The sequence below is a fragment of the Pedobacter sp. KBW06 genome, from assembly GCF_003852525.1.
Lineage (GTDB): Bacteria > Bacteroidota > Bacteroidia > Sphingobacteriales > Sphingobacteriaceae > Pedobacter.
On the sequence record NZ_QAJL01000003.1, the window covers coordinates 1,174,091 to 1,195,691 of the forward strand.

General features: G+C 42.9%; 23 protein-coding genes and 1 pseudogene. 3 read left to right on the plus strand and 21 right to left on the minus strand.

Annotation, left to right across the window (positions count from 1 at the left end):
* Position 1 precedes the first annotated feature (1 nt).
* The 14 genes from DBR43_RS19715 to DBR43_RS33000 form a co-directional block, all read right to left on the minus strand.
* The gene (locus tag DBR43_RS19715) at positions 2–1,663 is read right to left on the minus strand and encodes a hypothetical protein (protein WP_124583900.1); all 1,662 of its coding nucleotides are present in this window, start codon (positions 1,661–1,663) and stop codon (positions 2–4) included.
* Positions 1,663–2,844 (minus strand): hypothetical protein, encoded by a 1,182-nt coding sequence (locus DBR43_RS19720; RefSeq protein ID WP_124583902.1) that lies wholly within the window; start codon positions 2,842–2,844, stop codon positions 1,663–1,665. The genes DBR43_RS19715 and DBR43_RS19720 overlap by 1 nt, the downstream gene beginning before the upstream one ends.
* Position 2,845: 1 nt before the next feature.
* The gene (locus DBR43_RS19725; RefSeq protein WP_124583904.1) at positions 2,846–7,339 is read right to left on the minus strand and encodes a tape measure protein; all 4,494 of its coding nucleotides are present in this window, start codon (positions 7,337–7,339) and stop codon (positions 2,846–2,848) included.
* A gap of 231 nt (positions 7,340–7,570) precedes the next feature.
* The gene (locus DBR43_RS19730) at positions 7,571–8,074 is read right to left on the minus strand and encodes a hypothetical protein (protein ID WP_124583906.1); all 504 of its coding nucleotides are present in this window, start codon (positions 8,072–8,074) and stop codon (positions 7,571–7,573) included.
* A gap of 57 nt (positions 8,075–8,131) precedes the next feature.
* Positions 8,132–8,650: a hypothetical protein gene (locus tag DBR43_RS19735; RefSeq protein ID WP_124583909.1), complete on the minus strand. Its 519-nt coding sequence runs from the start codon at positions 8,648–8,650 to the stop codon at positions 8,132–8,134.
* A gap of 23 nt (positions 8,651–8,673) precedes the next feature.
* Positions 8,674–9,102 carry a hypothetical protein gene (locus DBR43_RS19740; protein WP_124583911.1) on the minus strand — a complete coding sequence of 143 codons (429 nt, stop codon included), beginning with the start codon at positions 9,100–9,102 and terminating at the stop codon, positions 8,674–8,676.
* Between the two features lie 212 nt (positions 9,103–9,314).
* On the minus strand, positions 9,315–9,635 hold the full coding sequence (locus tag DBR43_RS19745) for a hypothetical protein (protein ID WP_124583913.1): 321 nt from the start codon (positions 9,633–9,635) through the stop codon (positions 9,315–9,317).
* A 34-nt stretch (positions 9,636–9,669) separates the two neighbouring features.
* Positions 9,670–9,867, minus strand: a complete 198-nt coding sequence (locus tag DBR43_RS19750) for a hypothetical protein (RefSeq protein ID WP_124583915.1) — start codon at positions 9,865–9,867, stop codon at positions 9,670–9,672.
* A 48-nt stretch (positions 9,868–9,915) separates the two neighbouring features.
* A complete protein-coding gene (locus DBR43_RS19755) occupies positions 9,916–10,374 on the minus strand; it encodes a hypothetical protein (protein WP_124583917.1) in 459 nt (152 codons plus the stop codon).
* Positions 10,375–10,450: 76 nt separating this feature from the next.
* Positions 10,451–10,693: a hypothetical protein gene (locus DBR43_RS19760; RefSeq protein WP_124583918.1), complete on the minus strand. Its 243-nt coding sequence runs from the start codon at positions 10,691–10,693 to the stop codon at positions 10,451–10,453.
* Positions 10,683–11,483: a hypothetical protein gene (locus tag DBR43_RS19765; protein WP_148090768.1), complete on the minus strand. Its 801-nt coding sequence runs from the start codon at positions 11,481–11,483 to the stop codon at positions 10,683–10,685. The genes DBR43_RS19760 and DBR43_RS19765 overlap by 11 nt, the downstream gene beginning before the upstream one ends.
* Complete coding sequence (locus tag DBR43_RS19770) at positions 11,483–12,337, minus strand: hypothetical protein (RefSeq protein ID WP_124583923.1); 855 nt, start codon at positions 12,335–12,337, stop codon at positions 11,483–11,485. The genes DBR43_RS19765 and DBR43_RS19770 overlap by 1 nt, the downstream gene beginning before the upstream one ends.
* Before the next feature lie 38 nt (positions 12,338–12,375).
* Positions 12,376–12,585 (minus strand): hypothetical protein, encoded by a 210-nt coding sequence (locus DBR43_RS19775; protein ID WP_124583925.1) that lies wholly within the window; start codon positions 12,583–12,585, stop codon positions 12,376–12,378.
* 14 nt (positions 12,586–12,599) lie between these two features.
* Positions 12,600–12,746 (minus strand): hypothetical protein, encoded by a 147-nt coding sequence (locus DBR43_RS33000; protein WP_158622553.1) that lies wholly within the window; start codon positions 12,744–12,746, stop codon positions 12,600–12,602.
* A gap of 391 nt (positions 12,747–13,137) precedes the next feature.
* On the opposite strand from DBR43_RS33000, the gene DBR43_RS19780 reads away from it, so the two are divergent.
* The 3 genes from DBR43_RS19780 to DBR43_RS19790 are packed head-to-tail and all read left to right on the plus strand — an operon-like array spanning position 13,138 to position 15,121.
* Positions 13,138–13,764, plus strand: coding sequence for a helix-turn-helix transcriptional regulator (locus tag DBR43_RS19780; RefSeq protein WP_124583927.1), 627 nt, complete (start codon positions 13,138–13,140; stop codon positions 13,762–13,764).
* Between the two features lie 8 nt (positions 13,765–13,772).
* Positions 13,773–14,147 carry a helix-turn-helix domain-containing protein gene (locus DBR43_RS19785; protein ID WP_124583929.1) on the plus strand — a complete coding sequence of 125 codons (375 nt, stop codon included), beginning with the start codon at positions 13,773–13,775 and terminating at the stop codon, positions 14,145–14,147.
* Positions 14,148–14,155: 8 nt separating this feature from the next.
* A complete protein-coding gene (locus tag DBR43_RS19790) occupies positions 14,156–15,121 on the plus strand; it encodes a polysaccharide deacetylase family protein (RefSeq protein ID WP_124583931.1) in 966 nt (321 codons plus the stop codon).
* 14 nt (positions 15,122–15,135) lie between these two features.
* Here the strand turns inward: DBR43_RS19790 and DBR43_RS19795 are convergent.
* The 7 genes and pseudogenes from DBR43_RS19795 to eat form a co-directional block, all read right to left on the minus strand.
* Positions 15,136–15,423, minus strand: a pseudogene (locus tag DBR43_RS19795) (SelT/SelW/SelH family protein).
* A 91-nt stretch (positions 15,424–15,514) separates the two neighbouring features.
* On the minus strand, positions 15,515–15,643 hold the full coding sequence (locus tag DBR43_RS33450) for a hypothetical protein (RefSeq protein WP_255420973.1): 129 nt from the start codon (positions 15,641–15,643) through the stop codon (positions 15,515–15,517).
* A gap of 22 nt (positions 15,644–15,665) precedes the next feature.
* Positions 15,666–17,030 carry an aldehyde dehydrogenase family protein gene (locus tag DBR43_RS19800; RefSeq protein ID WP_124583933.1) on the minus strand — a complete coding sequence of 455 codons (1,365 nt, stop codon included), beginning with the start codon at positions 17,028–17,030 and terminating at the stop codon, positions 15,666–15,668.
* The gene (locus DBR43_RS19805; protein ID WP_124583935.1) at positions 17,017–17,736 is read right to left on the minus strand and encodes a gamma-glutamyl-gamma-aminobutyrate hydrolase family protein; all 720 of its coding nucleotides are present in this window, start codon (positions 17,734–17,736) and stop codon (positions 17,017–17,019) included. The genes DBR43_RS19800 and DBR43_RS19805 overlap by 14 nt, the downstream gene beginning before the upstream one ends.
* A 24-nt stretch (positions 17,737–17,760) precedes the next feature.
* A complete protein-coding gene (locus tag DBR43_RS19810; protein WP_124583937.1) occupies positions 17,761–18,909 on the minus strand; it encodes an iron-containing alcohol dehydrogenase in 1,149 nt (382 codons plus the stop codon).
* 12 nt (positions 18,910–18,921) lie between these two features.
* On the minus strand, positions 18,922–20,280 hold the full coding sequence (locus DBR43_RS19815) for a glutamine synthetase family protein (protein WP_124583939.1): 1,359 nt from the start codon (positions 20,278–20,280) through the stop codon (positions 18,922–18,924).
* A complete protein-coding gene (gene eat, locus DBR43_RS19820; protein WP_124583941.1) occupies positions 20,277–21,593 on the minus strand; it encodes an ethanolamine permease in 1,317 nt (438 codons plus the stop codon). The genes DBR43_RS19815 and eat overlap by 4 nt, the downstream gene beginning before the upstream one ends.
* Positions 21,594–21,601: the final 8 nt, after the last annotated feature.

The following is a 21,601-nucleotide window of genomic DNA, read 5'->3' on the forward strand; positions in this document are numbered from 1 at the left end:
ATTATTCTACCGTTAAGCCTGACTGAACAACATTAACCAAATGCTGACCAGGCGTATCTGTATACACTTTCACATATAAATCCGATGCGGGTTGTACCCCTGTATTCAAGATTGTCCATGACGTTCCGGCATCCGTACTATATTCCGAATAGATATTGATTCCATCAGCTCTCATCCTGGCTTTTGACTGCGTAGAGATCGGCAATGATGGGCTGATCGGATATTGTCCGTTTTTCCCGCCAATTATTCTATTATTGTCAATCCCCTGAATTCTAAAGGACATCGAAGCATTAGATTCCCTTGAAGCCCCCACAGATAAACCTAAAAAGATACCATTTGAAGTCTGAGCATTTGGTGCAGCCAAATCAAACATAACAAAGCCAGATCCGCCAGCCTGCAATCTTACTGAAGAGGAAGCCCAGGCATAGTTATCATTGTCGCCCGCTATGGAAATCAGACTGTTACCATTGATCGTAAGCGCAGCAGCTTCTCTCCAGGTGGTTACCGGAATTGTTGCAGCTAAAGCAACAGTAAACGGAGCACTATTATATAGTGTAGCAGAGTTGTTATTAATACCCGGAACAGCTTTCACTCTGACTCCGATTTCGCCAATTGCTTTGGCAACATTTCCCACATAATATGGCTTCTCAGCTACCGTGCTCCATGAAGTCCCTGCATTTAAAGTGATTTCGTAGTTCGAAGGAATTGAAAATCCCGGACTATAGGTCCAGTTAAACAAATCTGCCGTATTATCAGTCACCGGGTTAACAGGAGCTGATGGCGTATCCAGAGTTTTACTAAAAGCTGTATTGTTAAACAAGGTTGCCGACACCGTTCTGCCAGCTTCAGCTTTTATCCTGACCCCTACCTGGCCAATCGCCTTGTTCAGATTGCCAATCAGAACCGGTTTCGCTGTTGCCGGCGAATAAGTATTCCCTCCGTCAATGGTATATTCATAATTACCAATGCTCTGGTAACCGGCTGAATTGGTCCAATCAAAGGTGTTTGTATTGTCATTTACCACACCAGAAGTTGGTGCAGGAGGTGTAATGTCTCCTGTTAATAAGGTTGTTTTTGATCCTGAAGACCAATTTCCGGGCGCAAATCCTGATGCCATTGCTCTCACCCGATAATAATAAGTTGTATTCGCAATTAAATCAGATTCAGAAAAACTCAATAAAGATCCGTTATAAACCATAACAGCATTATTAAAAAACTCATTTTCAGACCTCTGTACGAAATAAAACTGAGCATCGGTAATTCCGGTCCAACTTAACGGTATTGAATTCACTGAAGCTGTCCCCAGCGTTAATAATGTATTTCCCAGCTTCTCCAGTGTGCCCGATGGTATCGGTCCCCAGGAAAATCCAGCGAGTCCACCCCCATAGAGGATTTTTTCAATACCGGCTTGAAATCCTGGTAAAGACTTAAGATATTCCTCAGCACTTGCCTGCCCTCCGGAACCATTCAAAACAAATGGATCAGCTTCTGTGCCCGAACCTTTAAGCCCTGCAAAAAAGAGGTCAGGTAATTTTGTAAGCAACACTTTACCATCTGGATCAAACCCGTCATATATTTCATTTATTGCTGCTTTGAAAGCATTGTACTCTTGCGCGCTGTGCGTATGCCCCGACTGCTTGTCGGGCGTTGTTATTTTTGCCATTATAATAAGTTGTAAGAAAAGGTGAATGGAAATACATTATTTATGGGTTGATCTCTGGAAATGATTTTCATAAATGCCTCAGAGCTATTGCCATTGCTATCTCTGGCTGTTAATTTCAAGTGGTAGACACCTCGATGATCAATGCCCTTTGCCAAGGGAAACAGCGTATCCCCATTAAGAATACTGAGCGGTAATCCGGATGGCTCGGTATAGGCCAGCTCCCATAAAACAGAAACAATTAAAGCTCCACTTCTTGGAGTTACTGAAGCAGATGTAATCAGTATTTGGTTTATTGCCGAGTCCAGAGTATAATCATTACCTGCATTTACTATTGGTGGCAGGGGGGCCAATGCTTCCACATTGCCCCCGGTGATTTTACATTCCAGCATCCCGGTCATCCTGTTGGCCTGACTGAATACATTCGTAACCTTAAAGCCGTCTTTGACAAAAAAACTAAACGGAGTTCCTCTTTCAGGCACAAAAACCCTCATTCCAGGTGCCGCAAACAAAGCAGACAACGAACTTATTTTATTCTTGAAATCGATCAAACCTGACTGGTCAATAAATATTTTAAGGTTCAACTCGTTTGTTTCTGTTTTTGTAACAGCATAGCCCTCTTTGCCCCAAACACTCACCGTTTGAGATTTAGGGGCAGCCCTATTAAATTGTCTTCCATTAGAGGAAACCAATACACCACCCAATTCCTTAAAGCTAATTCCGTCTATACCATAAGATGCCCCATTGGCGACAGGAAGTACACCATTCATTTCAACTATCGGTTCGCGAAAGCTAAAAGAAATTTTCAGCGCATGGTCTCCTAAAAAATTACCCAATACCGGTTCATTTACATAAACCTGATAGGTTCCCCATTTGCATGTTAGAGGAACGAGATCTGTAAAACCATCAATCTGTTTAAACAAGGACTTAGCTTTATTCTGACAATCTGTTTTACCCGAGCCGTAGATATAACCATTTAATGAAATGCTTCTTCCTCCAAACTGAATTTCCGATGCAGAAACATAAGGCTCTATACTGTGTTCATCTCCCCAGCTATGGAATGTCTTTCCGATTCGGGCCGGCATATCAAAGCATCCTGTTAAAGCAATATTACTTTCATTTTGCTTTCCGGCGATGAATCCGAAACTCCCAAGATCTATATTATTTAATTTGTATGTGTTCATATTATCCTAATGATCTGGTTCCCATTGATGGCTGAGTATTCACGATGATCTGATCCAGTTTACCCGAAATTCCATCTGTATTGTTCGCTGTTCTGTAGGTATTTGACTCGATCTTTAAAGCGACATCAAAGTTTGACCTGGCTACATTCAATAGCTCCATCGCATTTACTCCAACGGTATTTACCACCGCATTTCTCTCCATAGATAAAGTAACAAGCTGCTTTGTCAGGTCAAATTGTCCCCTCCATAATCCGGTAAGCACACCTGCAGTCTCTTCAGTTATTTCTCTTTTTATACTGCTTGCCCCGGTTAATCCTGATGGACCTGCACCACCACTGGAAGGATCCCTGCCAGTGATTTTTTTAAGGGCCTCATATTCTTTTGCCGCATTTGCCATGGAATTGTTAAAGATGCCTTCCAGCTCTGAAATCTCCGTATCGGTTAACTCTTCCCCGCTTACTCCTCTTTTTGCAAACTCCTTATAGAAATTCTCCATAGCTCCGGCAAGAATCTTGTTCTTAAAAATACTTAGGGCGGCATCATCCATCGTTTGTTTAAAGAAATCAGCAAGATCCTGAGCACCTGTCTTCCCATCTTTAAACATTCCCAAAAGACTGTTTGTGAGGTTATCCGAATTCGTTCCGGTGAATATCTCATTGGTCTGTTTAGCTAAATCAGCAATTGCCTTTTCCGCATCAAAACCTTTCTGTTCCAGTTCCTTTAACCTTTCTACCAATGCTTTGGCATCTCCTTCCAATTTCCCCTGGGAAAGCAATTGGCTTAGCTGTCCGTAGTCTTTGCCTTCCAGACTTTCATAAGTCTTTACGACTTTGGCTTTCCTGAACCAGGTCCCGTGTTTATAGGTTTCACTGGCGATACTGCTCATTCCACTAAGCTTGCCCATGATCTCCTCAGACTCCTGTTTCCAGCCAGCCATCTGATCCTGACGGATTTTAAGCTCATCTTTTATCCCATTCAGCGCTGTTTTATTATCACGAACGCGTTGTAAAGCCCGTTCTTTCAAAGAATCCTGATATTCCCGCTCTCCTTTGATTGCGTTTGAATAAAAGTCGGCAACTTCCTTTTTGGCCTTTTCGTTCATTTCCCGAACGCGTTTACCAATCGAGAATAATGTTCCAACTGCTTTTATTGCAGAACCTACAATTTTTGCCGGATCTCCCGACACGATGGATCCCGCAAGATCTCCCGCGGCTCCTGCAAGCTGACCGATCGTATCCATGGTATAACCAGCTTCTGTATCTACTCCTCCCAATGCCTGAGACATGGTTGAAGCTGCATCAGAAGCCAGACCTAAACCAGTAGACAAACCCTGTAAAGCTTTATTATCCTTCAGGCTGTTCATGAAACCTTTTAAGCCCCCGGCGTTGAGGTCATTTATTTTTGATTGGACCTCAGTCAGCTCGGTGTTAAGCGTCTCTATTTCCTTATTATTACCCGTATCATTTTTATCCTTCCTGCTCTGACGATCGGTCAGATTTGTATTGATAACCCCTTTTCTTTTTTCAAGCTCTTTTATATTGGATTTATTAACACCAAAGTTCAAACGACCATCAAGCCCATCCAGTTGGGTTTGAATCCCAGTTTTAACAGAGGTAGAGAGATTCGGATCGTTCAGCAGCGAACGCATAATCACCATTTGCTTTTTGATCTGTTCTCTCGTTAAAATCAGCGTATCTTCACTTAATTTTTTATAGATCTCGCTTTTTTGAAAGGCTTCCTCTTTTGTAGCATTAATCGACGCATCACGTATATTTTCTAAGTTTTTATACTGCTCAGCAGTTACCGCACCATTCTGATCTTTTGTAAGGGCATCTACTTGAGCTTGATATTCATCTTTAGCATCCTGTTCTTTCTGAGCAAATGTTTTTGAAGCATTATAAGCCTGCTCAAAACTTGCTGCGTCTTTTGCTTTTTGCTCCGCTCTATATGCCTCCAAATCGGAAGACATCTCTTTTAACCGATCACGTTGTTGACTGGTTTGTTTGTCTTCAGGTGTCTGATTAATTTCGTCAATCTTAGATTGAAGTAATGCACCGTAATTCTTATGGTACTTCAATTCCACCTTAAATCTCTCATCTGCTGCTTTCTCACCCACAAGCGACTTATATATCTCATAAGCAGCATACATAGACTTTTGCACCTCTAATTGCTCTTTTACCCGCGCCGTTTCATTCGCATATTCCTGATTTTTTTTCGCCAGATCAAAGGCAGATTTCAGATCAATTTTTTTCTTTACATTATCTGGATTCTTATTATAAGCTATCAAAGCTTTATTCAAAGCGTCGTACTCCTTTTCGATAGCTTTCAGTTTTTGCTGATCATCACTTAGGGTCGAATTGAATTTATCACTGAAAGCAGCAATCTGACTGTCCATAGCAGCAGATCTATTTTCTTTATCCTCCTTAGTATCAACCTTCCCGGCATTTGGGTTTTTACCAGTTATCTTTGCCTTTTGCTTCTCCAACCTCCGAATTTCTGTCTCAATGACTTTAAGTTCCTTATTATTTGTTACACTCGGCTTAAGCAGATTTTGCTTCTGGATTTTATCGTCAATATCCCCTAAAGAATTCGGGACAATTGTTTTCTCAGTTATTTCCCTAATTTTTCCACCCGCATAATCCAACTGCTTATTTAATGTAAATAGCGAATACTGGCTAAATGAAAGCCCCAGTTCTCCTGACTTATTAAAAATTTCTGTCATTTTAGTCGAAGCCTCAGTCAAATGTCCATTTAGCGGAAAAAAAGGATCACCCGTTAGCTGAGCTTTCATCTCAGCAGAACTACCCGTCATTTCCAACAACAAATCTTTCTGCTCCGTTAATCTGTCTTTCTGTTGTCCATAATGCTCGAGCTTTTGAGCGTCGTTCATAAGGGACACTTTATATGCCTCCTGTTGCTCTTCAAAAGTGCTACCTAATGTTTTTAATTCCCAGTTCGCGATTTCAAGGTCCTCTTTTACCCGCCTGATATCTTCCTTCAATTTATTACTAATGCCCTTTGTAAAAATCGACTTTTTAGCAGCAAGAGCTACGGTCTTTTCATACCCTTTTAGTTCTTCATTTAGTCTAAATACCTTATCCCTAGCCTCGTCATATCTCTTACCAGTAGCCGCAACATTGTTCTTGTCATTCTCTTCATTGAGCATCTTTTGAGCATCTGCAACACTCATCTTCAGATAAGCCTCTTTTGTCAGATTCTTTAAGCGCTCAGGATACAATGACTGTAATTCCTTATAAGCCTTACTCTGTTGAAATTCTGTTGCATTCTGATCCTGAAGTACCGCATTTAACCCTCCCACCTTCGATTTCAGGTTATCAGCATCTTGAGCAGCTTTTTCACTGGCGGCATTCAACCTACTTTGAGCTTGTTCATAAGTACTTACGGTATTAGCAAGACTATACATTACTGCAATCAAGCCGGCTATAGCAACCGCAGTAAGTACGTATGGGTTAGACAGCATCGTTGCATTTAATACCCTTTGTACTGCGGTCACCATAACTGTCCAATAGTATTGCAGCTTAAACGCTCTAGTCACCCCCGCAGTAACCTCAACAGCAGTCAGCTGAAGCAGAGAAGTCAGCATTACTGCCGCCCGGTAAACCCCATAAACAGCAACCAACTCGCCAAGAACTTCGATAACTTTTTCATAATTTTCAACCAGGCTGATTGCGGTTGAAATTGCTCCGCTAAAAAAACCTTCTCCATCTTGTCCCAAGGAATTCAACATCGCATTCCAGGCTCCACTCAGTGTCTCCAGCTGCCCCCCCAATGTTCCTGACTGCGCTTCCATAGCACCATAAAACGTTCCCCCGGCAGCAGTCAGATTCTGAAAAGCCTGCTCTACCTGCGGGAATCCAACCTGTCCTGCAGCAACAAGCCCGGAAATCCTTTCTTTTCCAACGCCCATCACTTTCGCCAATTCTTCATAAATGGGAATCCCTTTGCTGGCGAGCTGACTGATATCTGACTTAGAAGCGGAGCCTGCTTTTTTCATGTTACCATACACTGCGGCCAGATCTGCGAGGGGGACAGAAGCACCCGAAGCCACTTCTCCCAGCGTCTTCAATTCATCAACAACATCTTTTGTTGTCGATCCGTAACTCAGCAATTGTTTTGCTGCATCTCCTGACTCCTTTAAACTAAAGGGTGTCTTCCCTGCAAAAGAACCCAAGCCTCCCATTAAGTCATCAGCAGCAGCTTTATTTTTAAGTATGGTAGAAAATGAAAGCTCCAGTTGCTGGTATTCATTTCTCACCTGAACCATCGCTTTGACAAACTCAGCCATATTCTCCAGGGAGAAAATCTTGTTGGTAAAATCGGCTGCTTTTTTTCCAAAGGTTTCCAATTCCCCATTCTGATTGGTGATCTGATCTGTCATAGATCCAATATTCACTTCCATACGTCCTATGGCCGCCTGGAACTGTGAATCGTCCAGTGTACTTCTAAAATTTAAATTTCCCTCTGCTGTGCTCATGTTAATATCCTTGTTTTCTTAATTCTAATTCTTCTTCTTCAGGAGAAATGACCTCATCCTCCTCTTTTTTATCGGTATCTATTCCAGGTATGGTGGCCAGATCCATCGTAAAATTCACCCAGCTCATGCCCCATAAAACCTCTGCTCTGCTGCATTTAAAATATTTTCGGTAACTCCCGAGTAAACTCCAGGGGCTATCAACTCCCCTGGCATCTTTAGGCTCATCTTGAACTATTCCTGTTCCGGAGCAGGATTCGCAGCCGGCTCCTCCACATTCAGCACACTTGCGCCGCTGATCAAGACGATAGAATTCATAAAACTTGTCACACCGGCCTGGCTCAGCGAAGCATCCAGAATTTTAAGAAACTGCTGGTCATCCATCCATCGAAGACTGCGCAGCAGCTTCCTGGAGGGCTCCTTTTCTGTATTCTGAATACAAACCCCAACCACATAGATAAAGTCGTCCGTATGCTTCTGTATCGCCTCCCAGGCTTTGGTCAGGTTCATCTTTCCATTCTGAAAAATGTCTTTAGGAAGGTTCACTGCCACCGCAGAAACCCGATACCGGTTTCCCACTAAAATCGGACTGATCTTAAACACTTTCTTCGACTTCAAAAAGCCCTTTTTCATAAGGAGTTTCTGCAGTCTGCCAGCAGGTTTGATCTCGATCTCAATAGTTTTATCCTTCTGGGTTAAAGCCTCGCCGACTTTCCTCAATAACTCTTGTTCTTTCATCTTCAATGTGTAAAGAGGGCGCCCCTGGGCACCCTCATTGTTAAACTAAACTGTACCTTAAACTGCAGGACCGAATACGATCGACATTGCAGGAGTTCCAGCTTTGTCCGGGGTAAGTACTTTACCTGTCCAGTCAATCTGTCCCAACTTTGCTTTATCGAAAGAGATGTTCGCCGTTGCAGTTAACTTCATTTTCACGAAATTGAACTTGGCACCACCTCTGGTTTCTGCAGTCACCGACTGGTGAACCGCAACGCTCACACCACCTACCGGTGCACTCCAGGTCTGATTTGGAGCAGTTCCGGCTACAGTACCGCCAAATAATTTCTTCATCGTTTCTGCAGAAATATTGTAGGTACTCGCTTTTAATGACCATGATCCTGCTTTAGTCTGGATCTCATCATACAGCTCATCTGTTTCTTCGATTTCTACTTCTTCACTGGTAGGTTCAGTAGAGGTTAAGGTAGCTGTACCTTTTACTGTTGCTCCGAATACTTCTGTAAGTGCTGTTCCCATGCCACCGTCTGCAGCTGGATCTCCCATTGTAATGGCTTTTAAGCCGTAAATTTTGCCCATGATTTGTTGTTTTTATTTGTGATTTAATTAATTGCGTAAAATTGTATGTCGAAACTGACATAGTGTTCCCTGGCTTCATTATGTTCAATCTTGTCCATCAGGATCTCGAAACAGAACTTCCCGGATGGGTCCCAGATTTCCTCCCCTTCCCCGAGTGCCGTATTGGCCAGCCTGGATAAATAAAGCATGCGTACCGTATCAGGAAGATATTTATCTTCAGGACGGTCGGGAAAAACCAGGTTAGGGACATAGATATTTAATTTCAATACCCCTTGCTGCACATCCTCCCTGTCAAAGCTAAGTGCGAGAATAACCAGGTCTTCCAGCACTGAACCGGTAGGCCGCTCGTCTTTATAAATACTTCCATTTGGTCTCTGTGCATCGCTCATCAATATGCTGTTCGCAATAGTTTGATTTAGCACATTTACAATCTCAATTGATGAATAACTCATTGTTCTAATTTTAGATATTTAATTGCTCCTGATCACCCTGACCTCTCCCATCACAGGTCATAAATGTGACCTGAATAAATCTTGAATTTCATCATCCTGATGGTGTTTTTCTGTCGTTGTGAGCAGTGATATAAAGGTACGGCTAATGCTTGAAACTTTATTTTTTTAGACTTTATGGTCGCCGGATCATAAAGTTTTCCAGTAAAAACCCCTTAATTCAGGCTATTAATGAAATGTTTGATACTTTTCTTTCCTTTGGCATTTACCGGTTCCTGAATCTTATTCCATTTTTTCAATAAGGGCTCCAGTAAAACTCCCGAGACCACATCATATTCCAGTTTAGTTGTCACAATAAAATAGTATTTCGTTTTTTCTTCTAGGGCATTTGCCAATTGCTCGTCCCAAACCAAATTTGCCAGTTCAGCTCTTTGCTGATCAATGTTTTTTGTGCTGCAGAAATACACAATCTGCTCCGGCTTAAGCATGGACAAATCAATTGTTGTCAATTTCGGCGTGTTGCTAAATCCTATCATTTTCCTTGTTCTTATTAATTTATAATTCTCTTTGTTACCTGTTATGGTGTTTTAACACCTCATCAACTGCATTTTGCAAATCAGAAAGCTGGCCTTCCGTATAATGTCCTTTAATCCTGATCGTCAGTTCCGGATTGGTGGTATACTGCTGAAAGCTCACCTCTCCTTCCGCAAAAGCGATACTTTGTTTTTCCCTCTTCAGAGGATACCTGGTGCTGAGTTCTTTTTTCATAATATTGGGTATAGCGGAGGCTTAACTCCTGTGTAATTTTGAGCCTTATTACTCAAAAAAGCGATGTTCAATGCGGATCAGATCGTAAAGACGATAAACTTCTTCCCTAAAATCTTCGTAGGCTTTAAAAGCAACGATTACTCCCGGAGTCGACATACTGAGTACTTCCTGCGAAGTCCCGATTAAAACAGAGGCCTGCTTCAGAATACCTGGGATGGTATTTCTGCGTACCAGCTGCATGATTTTTTCAGGATCATAAAACAACAATAAGACAGCAACGAGCAAATCTCTTTTATAAGTGATATTGGCCTTTCCCTTCCCATTGGTCCAGTTGTCGGTCTTCACCAGCTTTTCTCTTTTGAAAGTAGCGATGATCTTCCCGATATTCGAAAGGTCTGTTAATTGCTCCCCTGGCAATGTTTCTTTTATTTTTCTGGTGATTCTTTGTGCGATTTCCGGATACTCTTTTCGTAAAACGGAGATCATTAAATTGGAGCTGTATTCCATAGCAATCTATAAGGCTAATGTAATTTGTGCTTCATAGTTTAATTCAGCACAAACCAAATGAATAAAAATGTTTATTTTAATGTATTTCTCTTACTTCAAAGGCCCGGTATGTCGCCATATTTGCGTCCGAGATAATGGTAAGCCGGAGCCCCTGGTTCAAGACCAATGCTTTTGCCATGGCTACATTCAACTCCAGTTCCGGTTGTCCGCGGACTTCAATTCCGTTTCTTAGTCTTTTGTATTTGCTGGGTTCAAAAAGCTGAATAAACCTTTCCAGGTCATCTCTTTTTATATTAGGTGTGCTTGGTTCAATTTTCATGTGTCGTTTTGTTTAAAGTAAAAAACCGCTCTCTCCGTTCTTCAATTAGCGCTTCCAGATCCAGCTCCTCTAACATGCAGGATTTAAAGAAAGCGGAAGTGCCGAGCCGTTTGGACATGTTTCGTATCATGTCTACCGCAGAGCGATCCTTCAATGCATTTATTTTTCGCTGGATCTCTTCTCTTTTGATCATAGAGGCAGTATTGATCAGTTGCTGTTGGAGTGTCCCCCTCAGATACAGACAGGCTTCCTCTACCAACTCCCATTTCTGGGAAACACTAAACTGCAAAAGACCGAGCTGATCTAAAAAGCCATATACCACTGACCCGGAGATGATCTCTTTTCCTGAACGCAGGTCCTCAAATGCATTGAGCGCATTTCTTTTCGCTACCTCAAATTGAGTCGCCAGATCAGGAACCTTATTTTGCTTTGGGATCAGCGCTTCTTTAGCCTGCTGTTCCCGGGCTTCACTATTCAGGTGCGCCTCTATGAATTTTTCAAAGCTGACCACATTGAGCCCATAAAATGGCCCGTATTTTTCCCGGATCCCATTGGAAAAAGCCAAAGGGATCTCATGTAACCTGATAGAGGGGAACTTTCTTGGGATACTGTCTGCAAGCTCATTTGCCAGGTAATCTTTGTCTTTCTGAGGAGGTTGCTCCCTGCCCAGATCTGTATAAGATTTAGCCAAAGACATCAGAATGACCTGAAAGATGTCCTGATCCTGGTGATTCCTGATGGAAGGCAATGCCAGAGGATTTGCAGCAATATGTCCAATCTGCTTGATCATCAGGATCCCCTCCTTTCTATATTGCCCCATTCCATCGCAGCTTCCACTCCTCTGGAAGAAGAATGAAGTACCTTTGTTTTTCTGACAGCCTTCTTTTCTTTTTCAGCTTCCAGTTTCCTGATCCAATTCTCTCCATTCCAGGCACCATCCTGAAAAAGCTGTTCATCAGTACCCAAAAACTTTTTAAAAGAATGAGGGAAGCTATCGTTGATGGTCTTAAATGCTACATAAGCGTCAAACTGCTCTTCAAAATACACCAGTCGGTCTGAATGCTGAAGACATCTCACAAAAGCAGATACCACTCTCAGTTTATCAAAATTTGCCATTTCATTAAAGCCAAAATATTTCATCACCTTATCCCGTAAATCAAAATTTATTTCAGAAAGAGGAGCTTTTTCGCCCATGCTCCCTTCCTCATCCTGTTCCTCTTCCTGTTCCCTTCCTTTCCTCTCCTGTACAACCGGATGTTTCACCAACGTTTCCCCGTCTGCTTCCTGCACATTCAAATCCGGCTCCGCGGGAAACTTCTCCCCTTCGGTCAGTTCCTTCCCCGTAATCCGCTGATGATCTCTGAAAGTAGGAACAATTCCATACCTGCACCCGTTCACCTCATACGACCTGATGAAGCCATTCTTTTCCAGGACTTCCAGACTTTTTTGCATGTCGTAATCCAGAAAGGGTAAAATATCTAACTTTATAGACCGGGGTTTATATTCAAACCGGCCTTTGCTGTCTGCCAGCATCCACAAGCCCATAAACACAATCATAATGTACTGTCCCGGGTTTTCATGCTCCAGGTCCTGTAATTTCTCATGTCTTAAAAAAGCGGGTTTAACAGTTCTTATTCTTGCCAATGTTATTTATTTAAAGCGTAAAATTTTTAAAATACAGCTTATGGGAGCTCGTGCCCGGGACAGCCTTTGAAGGGACAAAATCCCTGGCAACCCAAAGCACCCAACCACAATTCTCCTCTTTCTTTCCGGATCCGGAGCTGATCACGTATCTCAGCAACCACTCCTCCGAATATGGAGGTTAGGGCTGCATCCGTACAATCCAGCAGCTGCGCAATCGGAATGTCAATATGATTGCTTTTCTCTTTCATCTGACCTTTGCTGATTAAATCACCGGAGCTGGTTTAACCTTGATATTCGTTAAACCCAACTTTTCGTTCATAAGATCATTTTTAAGAACTTCTTCCAGAAGCAGCTTCTCCAGAATCTTAATTCTTTGACGTAATGCCTTTACTGTTTTCATTTCTTCCATACTAATAAAATTATAATCAACTAATAATCAACGCAAAAAGAGTAAATCAACTCTTATACAATTCAGCTCGGCTTATTTAATCAGGTGTGTTCCAATTATTAAATATTTAGTATTAATTTGGAATGTGATTCTTAAAATATATATTTGCTGAACTATATAGAACAAATATAGTTCGTATTTACGAACTATTATAACTACATATTCGTAAAAAGGGACATTAAAACTATAACGTATTGTGAATCAGGAAGAAAAAAATTCACAAAAATTCCAGAGACTTAAAGAGATCTACAGTTTCTTTAAATTCAAGAACGACACAGAGTTTGGAAAAGCAATTAATATGTCCAAGTCTTACGTCTCGGAAATTTTGAAAAGTGAAAAAACACCCAAAACAATGGGACAGAAATTAGAAGATCACCTCGGTGTTTCCAGGAAGTGGTATGAAGAAGGCGAAGGAGAAATGCTGCTTGAATCCGCCGCAGCCCAAAAGGCAAACAGCACCTCAATAGGCGAAATCCACTATCCACTGGAGGTCGGAGATTCTCCTTTTATAGACCTGGGAGAAGGAAAATACATAATGGTTGTACCATTAGTTAATGAATATGCATATGCCGGGTATTTACCAGGCTACAGAGATCCGGAATATTTAGAAGAATTACCAAAGCATACGATTATCGTGGATAAACATCATAAAGGCCAGTACAGGGCTTTTGAAATTGTAGGAGACAGTATGGACGACAATACCAAAGAAAGCATCAGCGACGGAAGTATTGCCACCGGAAGGGAAATCCAGCAACATTTATGGACCAGTAAATTTCACACTCACAGGTTCAAAGATTACATCATCGTCCATAAAAAACACGGCATCATCGCAAAAAGAATCACCCACCACGATACAGACACCGGTGTAATTACCTGCCACTCCCTGAATCCCGATAAAGACAGGTATCCGGACTTTGACATTCACCTGGATGATGTCAGACAAATGTTCAATATCGTGAACGTATTACAAAAGAGGTAAAAGAACACATGGCAGAACTAAAAGAAACAACGGAAGAAGCAGAAAGGTTAAAGGTGTTCAGAAAAGCAGAAAAAATGGGTCAGGAGGAGTTCGGAAAACAACTCGGCCTGGATCACTCTGTAATCAGCAGGTATGAAAACAACCGCTTAAACATCCCGATCGATTTTGTAAAGAAACTTCATGAAGTATTCAACATGTCTTTTGAATGGTTTTATACCGGAAAAGGTAACAGAAAATTCACGCCGGAAAAAGGGACATTGATCAAAGACATCAAAACGCTGGAAACAAACCACAAAATCCTGACAGAACAGGTCTCCTCTTTAAAATCAGAATTACTAAAACTTCATAGAGAATTCCATGCTTTTAAAGCAGAAATGAAGTAAATTAGGGGATGAAGAAATTCGTCCTGATCCTCCTTATTTCTTCCTGGGTGATGACTTTATACGCCCAGGAGGAAATCAAAAATTATAAACAATATTTTGCCGCCGCTAATTATCAGGGCAACAACGTAATGACCTTACGGGAATTTGAAAAATCAGGCCAGAAGTATTACCTGACTGTTGATCCTCAAACTCTGGAAACACAAATCATCAGGGCTGCAGAGCTGAATACAAAACCTATTTCAAACTGGCAGGAATCACCGGACCTCAAAGACAGCCCCTACTTAAAAGCCATTCAGGCAGCAAAACAAGAATCTATTGCGCTGCAGGATGCAGGAATCACCCATGGCTTTCCAAAAGAAAAAGGGATTACACTGACGATTGACCTCTGCCCTTCTCATAAAGCTTTAGACCGGGTGATCTTTACTTCTTTAATTGCTGAATTTCAAAAGATAGAGAAACCAGTCCCTGTAGCATTGTCCATTACCGGCAAGTTTATGATCAATCATGCTGCCGATATCGAATGGCTTAAAGCACTGGAAAAATCCGGGGATTTAACCATCACCTGGACCAACCATACCTTCAATCATCGTTATGATCCTAAAATTCCTTTAGCCCTTAACTTTCTCCTGGAACCAGGCACAAGTGTGATGTACGAGATCCTGGCAACAGAAACACTGATGATCCAAAAGGGATTGTTACCTTCCATTTTCTTTCGCTTCCCAGGCTTGGTATCAGATCAGAAACTGGTGGATGAAATCTTAGCATTTGGTCTTATCCCGGTAGGAAGTGATGCATGGCTGGCTAAAGGACAACAGACACATGCAGGGAGCATCGTCCTGATCCATGGAAATGGCAATGAACCAATAGGTGTTCAGGATTTTATTCAGCTCTTAAAAACGGAAAAAAAAGCGGTACTTAACAAACAATGGGCGCTGTACGACCTGAGAGAAAGCATTAAAGAAGAGTTTAAATAAACATCATTTTTCAGTTAACTGGTCTTATCAGAGTGCCCCAGGCTTTTCTCCGGGCTCACCACATCACGCACAATCTGCTTCAATTCTTTAATCTCGGGAAAACGGCCTTCTTCTTTTCTATCAAAGACCACCACTTAATTTATTGTGATGATGTACGCACCTCCTGTCTCACTAGGCTTCAACAGCACACCATGAACCTCATCGGTAAAGGTGCTCAACAATTCCTGCGCCATATAGGCGGCCCTAAGCATCCAGCCACATTTAGGGCAATATTCAATAGCTACTGTAGGCTTCAGATTCATAATGAAAAATATTTACCATAAAGATAACAATGTTACTCCAATGTTATAAATAACTTATATCCTTTTTCTATAGCAGAAGAGCTCATTTCAATCAAGGCCTCCAGTCAAAATGATAATCCAACATTCGCAATTCAAACAGCACTATCCCATCCAATGTTTTTTCCTCAACAATGATCTCTCCATACCCTTCGTAACCTCTGTAAAGGTCAATCTTTTTCATAGCCATAACAACCTTCTAAAAACTACCCCCTCATGTGCCAGGCTTTAGTCTTCGTAAAAGCACGAAGTCCCTGATGTGACAAGGTCGATCCGATTCCGGAATGTTTTCTTCCTGCCCATGGAAGTCCGGCACTTACGCGGTCACAGCAATTCCAGTATCCCGATCCCGAATCGATCTGCGACAAAATCCCGTGCGCACGGTCGTCATTTTTCGAATACACTGCTGCGGTTAAACCATAGGTACTATCTTGCATCAAAGCAATCGCTTCGTCATCGTCCCGGACCTTCATAATTCCAATGATTGGCCCAAAACTTTCCTCCTGCATCACTTTCATATCGTTTGTCACATTGCTCAGCACAGTAGGCTCAAAGTAATACCCTGGGCCTGTTCCTCTTTTACCACCGGTCAACAACAAAGCGCCCTTTGCTAAAGCATCCGCCACCTGAGCTTCCAACACCTCTAATTGTTCTTTTCTTGTCAAAGCCGCAATATAAACCCCCTCGTCTGTTGGCGCCCCTTTTTTCCAGGATTGCACCTCCTTCAAAAAGGCATCAAGATAGCCTTCATAAACCTCCTCATGCACATAGATCCGCTCTACCGAACAGCAGCTCTGTCCATTGTTATAAAAGGCACCATCTGCTGTCCCGGCAGCCACCGCAACGATGTCAGTTACATCATCCGCCACGTACAAAGGATCTTTTCCACCCAGTTCCAGCTGACAAGGCACCATTTTCAAGGCAACCCGTTCGTAAATATGTTTACCGGTTTGATAAGATCCTGTAAAAAAGTATCCATCAAAATCCATATCCAACAATTCTTCGCCAACAGACTTGCCGCCAACCGCGATTTGAAAAGCACCATCCGGCAATCCTGCTTTCTTCCATAACTTTTCAATTTCCAATCCCGTAAGGGTTGCATATTCAGAAGGCTTATACATCACGGTATTTCCCGCGATCAATGCCGGAACGAAAACATTCACACCTACCAGATAAGGATAGTTCCAGGCAGAGATGTTACAAACCACACCAAGCGGATCATAAGAAATCTTTTCTTTCAACTCCTCCGTATCCGTTACCCATTCTTCAGAAAGGTATTTCTCCGCATTGTTCATCATCCATTGGATCCTTGTTCTGGCTCCGTTAATTTCATTGCGCGACTGCTGCAGAGGCTTCCCCACTTCCGAAGTCAGGACCGCAGCCAATTGCTCCTGCGTTGTTTCCAACAGGTCATAAAACCGATGAACCACCGCCAGCCTTTCCGGCAGACTTTTCCTTGCCCAGTTTACTTGTTCGGCTTTAAGAACCGAGTATTTCTCCTCCAGAGCTGATCTGGAATCTTCCTGAAGTGTAGTAATTATTTCTGCTGTAGCGGGATTAATGATGTTCATAGTTTCTTACTTCAATGATAAATTGTTCTTTGATCTTTTGTGACAAGGGATTGCTTTCTTTTTCTTTCATTCTTTCGGGATGCCACTGCACCCCAATCATAAAACCGGAATTGCTTTTATCTTTATATTCCAGGGCCTCAATAATTCCATCACCGGCTTCCGAATAAGCACTAATCATCAAACCATCCCCAAGATGTTCCGGATCCACCGCCTGATGATGGGCACTATTCACCAAACCCTCTTCCTGTGCCGTAATCTCATAAAGCAAACTGCCTTTATTGAGACTTACCGAATGAACTTTATCTTCAGCGGCTTTCTTATGCACAACATTTGCATTTTCTCCGATATCATCATAAACTTTTCCGCCTTCCAGGATATTGATGTACTGCATTCCCCTGCAGATCCCCAATACCGGGACCTTTTCTCTTTTGGCATGCTCGTAAATCAACTTCTCAAAAGCATCTCTTTCCGGCAGAAAGGATTCAGGACGGTGAGGATAGTCCTGAGCACCGCCAAAGATGGAGGGCTCCACATCTATTCCCCCTGTCAATACAAAACCATCGCAAGCGGCAATATCTTCCACATTGTTCTTTTGAAAAGAGAGCTCAAGTAATTCCAGGTCTGCCCCAAGATCATCCGAAGTAAACCAGTTCCAATAATTTGGAGAATTCACTTCTGTATAGCTAATTCCTATCTTTTTCTTCATAAACAATCCATACTTTATCCCCTGTTAAAGGGCCTTTAAATATAACTGTTTAAAATCTTCCCTGCTCACCGGCTTAGGGTTATTCGGATGGGCAAAATCTGCGAAGGCAAGATCAGCCAGCGTTTCTATATGTGATGAATTCACCCCAATCCCGCTCAGGCGATGAGGAATATGCAGTTTCATATTGAGTTCAAAAAGATACTTCACCACTGCTTCCCCACTTTCATCTTTCAACTCCAATGTTCTGGCAATCCGGCGAAACTTATCTTCAAAACCAGCAATATTGAACTCCATTCCGTAAGGGATATTTACCGCATTCGCCAATCCGTGGTGAGTATCCAGCAAGGAAGAAAGCGGATGTGCCAGAGAATGCACCACCCCCAATCCTTTCTGAAAAGCGATCGCTCCCATCATTGAGGCCATCAGCATTTTGCTTCGGCTCTCGAGGTCCGACTGATGTGTGGCCTTCTCCAGGGCATCTTTGATCAGGTAAATACCTTCTAAAGCAATCCCATCACAGAGTGGATGTGTATTTTTTGCCAGAAAAGCTTCCATATTATGCGTCAGCGCATCCATCCCTGTTGCCGCAGTGATGTGCGGAGGCAGGTCCATCGTTAATACCGGATCGGCAAACACAATTTTCGCCATTAACTTAGGCGAGAACAGGATTTTTTTCTGATGTGTCTCATCGTCAGAGATAATGGCGCTCCGCCCCACTTCACTTCCTGTTCCGGAAGTAGTTGGCACAGTGATAAAATGAGGCACCTCATTCGTCACATACACATCGCCACCAATCAGGTCGTCGTATTTAAACAAATCTTCCCGGTGGTTTACCCGCAGCACAATAGCCCTGGCCACATCTAAACCCGCTCCGCCACCAATACCGATCACACTGTCTCTGGAGGTTTGGTCCCAGACCTCTGTTCCTTTATAGACATCACTTTTTACCGGATTTTTATGGATATCACTAAAAACCTCCACGGAAAGATGATGCGCTTCCAGGTCTGCGAGAATCGCTTTAAAAAAAGGCAGGGCGGCTACCGTAGGATCCGTTACAATCAGCGGGCGTTTTAACCCGTTTGCCTGAAGGTAAGCAGGCAGTTCTTTTATCGCTCCCGCACCAAAACGGATGGTGGTAGGAAAATTATATTGATATACTTTATCAAATGTCATCGCTTTTATGGCTTAAATAATTTCAAAATATCTTTTCATCTCCCAGTCGGTCACTACTTTGGCATATTGCCTCCACTCCCATTCCCGGGTCAGGGTAAAATGTTCCACGAAGGAAGTTCCAAATAATTCTCCCGCAATCGGAGATCCTTTCATTTTAAGGGTAGCCTCGTGCAGGTTTCCGGGAAGAATCCCATTAGAAAGGTCTTTGTACCCATTACCTGTGGTCGCTTCTTTATCGAGGCTGAGTTTATTTTTTATCCCATACAAGCCTGCTGCCAGACAGGCAGACAAAGCGAGATAAGGGTTTGTATCCGATCCCACTACCCTCGTTTCTAAACGGCTCGCCTTCACATGCCCTGGTAAAGCCCTTAACGCAACCGTCCTGTTGTCGATGCCCCAGGTTAGCGTTGTCGGTGCCCAGGCCCCCTCCACAAGTCTTTTATAGCTGTTAATGGTCGGCGCAATCATAGGCAATATATAAGGAAGGCAATGCAGTTGACCAGCAATATAGCTTTTCATCAGGCCGCTCATTTTATCCTTGGCATCAGAATCATAAAACAGGTTATGTTTTCCTTCCTGATCCCATAAACTCTGGTGCACATGACCACTGCAGCCGGGTAAATGTTCAGAAATTTTCGCCATAAAGGTGGCCATAATCCCATGCTGATAAGCAATCTCCTTTACTGCCGTTTTAAACAAAATCGCCTGATCTGCAGCCTGCAGTACTTCCGCATATTTAATCGCTGCTTCGTATACTCCAGGTCCGGTTTCTGTATGCAAACCTTCCACAGGGATTCCAAACCGGCACAGCAGGTCAAACAGATCCGTCATATAGGAACTTTTCAGACTGCTGCGTAAAATAGAATAACCGAACATTCCTGGTGTTAAAGGACTGAGCTCATGAAAGTTCTTCTGATGTGCTGTTTCCGGTGTTTCCGCAAAGTTGAACCATTCAAACTCCTGTGAAAAATAAGGCCGGAAGCCAAGTTCTTCCGCTTCAGCAAGCACTTTACGAAGCAGTTGCCGCGGACAAGTATAGGCCGGTTCATTTTTGTCATTGACAAAATCTCCCAGAAAGAAAGGAACATCATTCTCCCATGGAATCTTGCGAAAGGTACTCAGATCCAGTTTCACCTGGGCATCCGGATATCCGGTATGCCATCCGGTAAACTTAACATTGTCGTAGGCCACATCCCCCATATCCCAGCCAAACGTCACATCACAAAAGCCCAGCCGGCCTTCCACCATCGACGCAAACTTATCTGCCGCGATGTATTTACCTCTTAACACCCCGTCGATATCTGCCACAGCTACTTTCACCTTTCCCGAAGGGTGTTGTTTTACGTATGCTAAAATTTCTTCTGTTGTCATTTATCAGCTGTTTTAAAGGTCCTGTAGAGCAAAAATGTAACTACCAAAATAGAGAAATAGATCAGGCCAAGTTTGGGGTTAAAAATAAACATGGCTACAATTGAGATGGAGGCAATGATCAGTGCCACCACCGGAAACAAGGGGTAGAAACGAACCCGGAAAGGACGGGGCAGCTCCGGCTCTCTTTTTCTCAGAATCACAATCGAGATCATGGAAATGATGTACAAGGTTAAAGCGCCGAAAACGGAAACAATAATGATCTCCGAAGTTTTCCCCGAAAGCAATGCCAGAATTCCGATCACCATATTTCCAATCAGTGCATTGGCTGGTGTATGAAAACGCGGAGAGATCTTACCAAGAAAGGAAGGGATATTGTGCACCCGCCCCATTTCATAGGTGGACCTTCCTGCCGCGAGTATCAATCCATGAAAGGAAGCCACCAAACCAAATAGGCCTACCGTGATCAATAAATGATACATCAGGTGGTTATTGCCGGTGATCTTCGCCAGTGCCAGCGGAAGCGGCGAGTCTGAAGTCTCTCCGTTTAGCCCGTTTTTATAAACGATGGCTTCCCATCCGGCGATGCCTGTTGCGGAGATAAAAATGAGAATACAAAGAATGGCCAGTGTAAATATCGCCCATCCAAAGCCCTTGCTGATGTCTCTTTGCGGATTCCTGGTCTCTTCAGCAACGTTGGCAATACCTTCAATGCCCAGAAAAAACCAGATGGCAAAAGGGATGGCCGCAAAAATACCACTCCATCCGTTAGGCAAAGCGTTATGCGTTAAGTTCGCGAGTTCAAATTTTGGAAGTGCAATTCCTGAGAACAGCAAGAGTTCTCCTACTGCAAAGATGGTTACGATCACTTCAAACGAAGCTGCGGCTTTCACACCGTAGACATTTAAAGCAGTAAAGATAAAATAAATGGCGATGGCACTGGTCAGGACCGGCACCTGTGGATAGAAAGCATTAAAATAGGCACCTATGGCAAAAGCAATTGCCGGAGGTGCCAGTATAAATTCAACAATTTGGGCAATACCGGCTATAAAGCCGATATTTTTCCCCATTGCTTTATTTGCATAGTCGAACACTCCTCCTGCTTTAGGGATCGCGCAAGCCAGTTCTGCGTAACTAAAGGTAAAGGTGATATACATCACCATGATGGCCAGGGTGGCAATTGCCATGCCCCCTGTCCCTCCTTTTTCAAGGCCAAGATTCCAACCGAAATACATGCCTGAAATAACGTACCCTACTCCAAGCCCCCACAACATAAAGGGAGTCAGTGTTTTCTTTAAACCCTTGTTTTGTGTCATTCGATGAT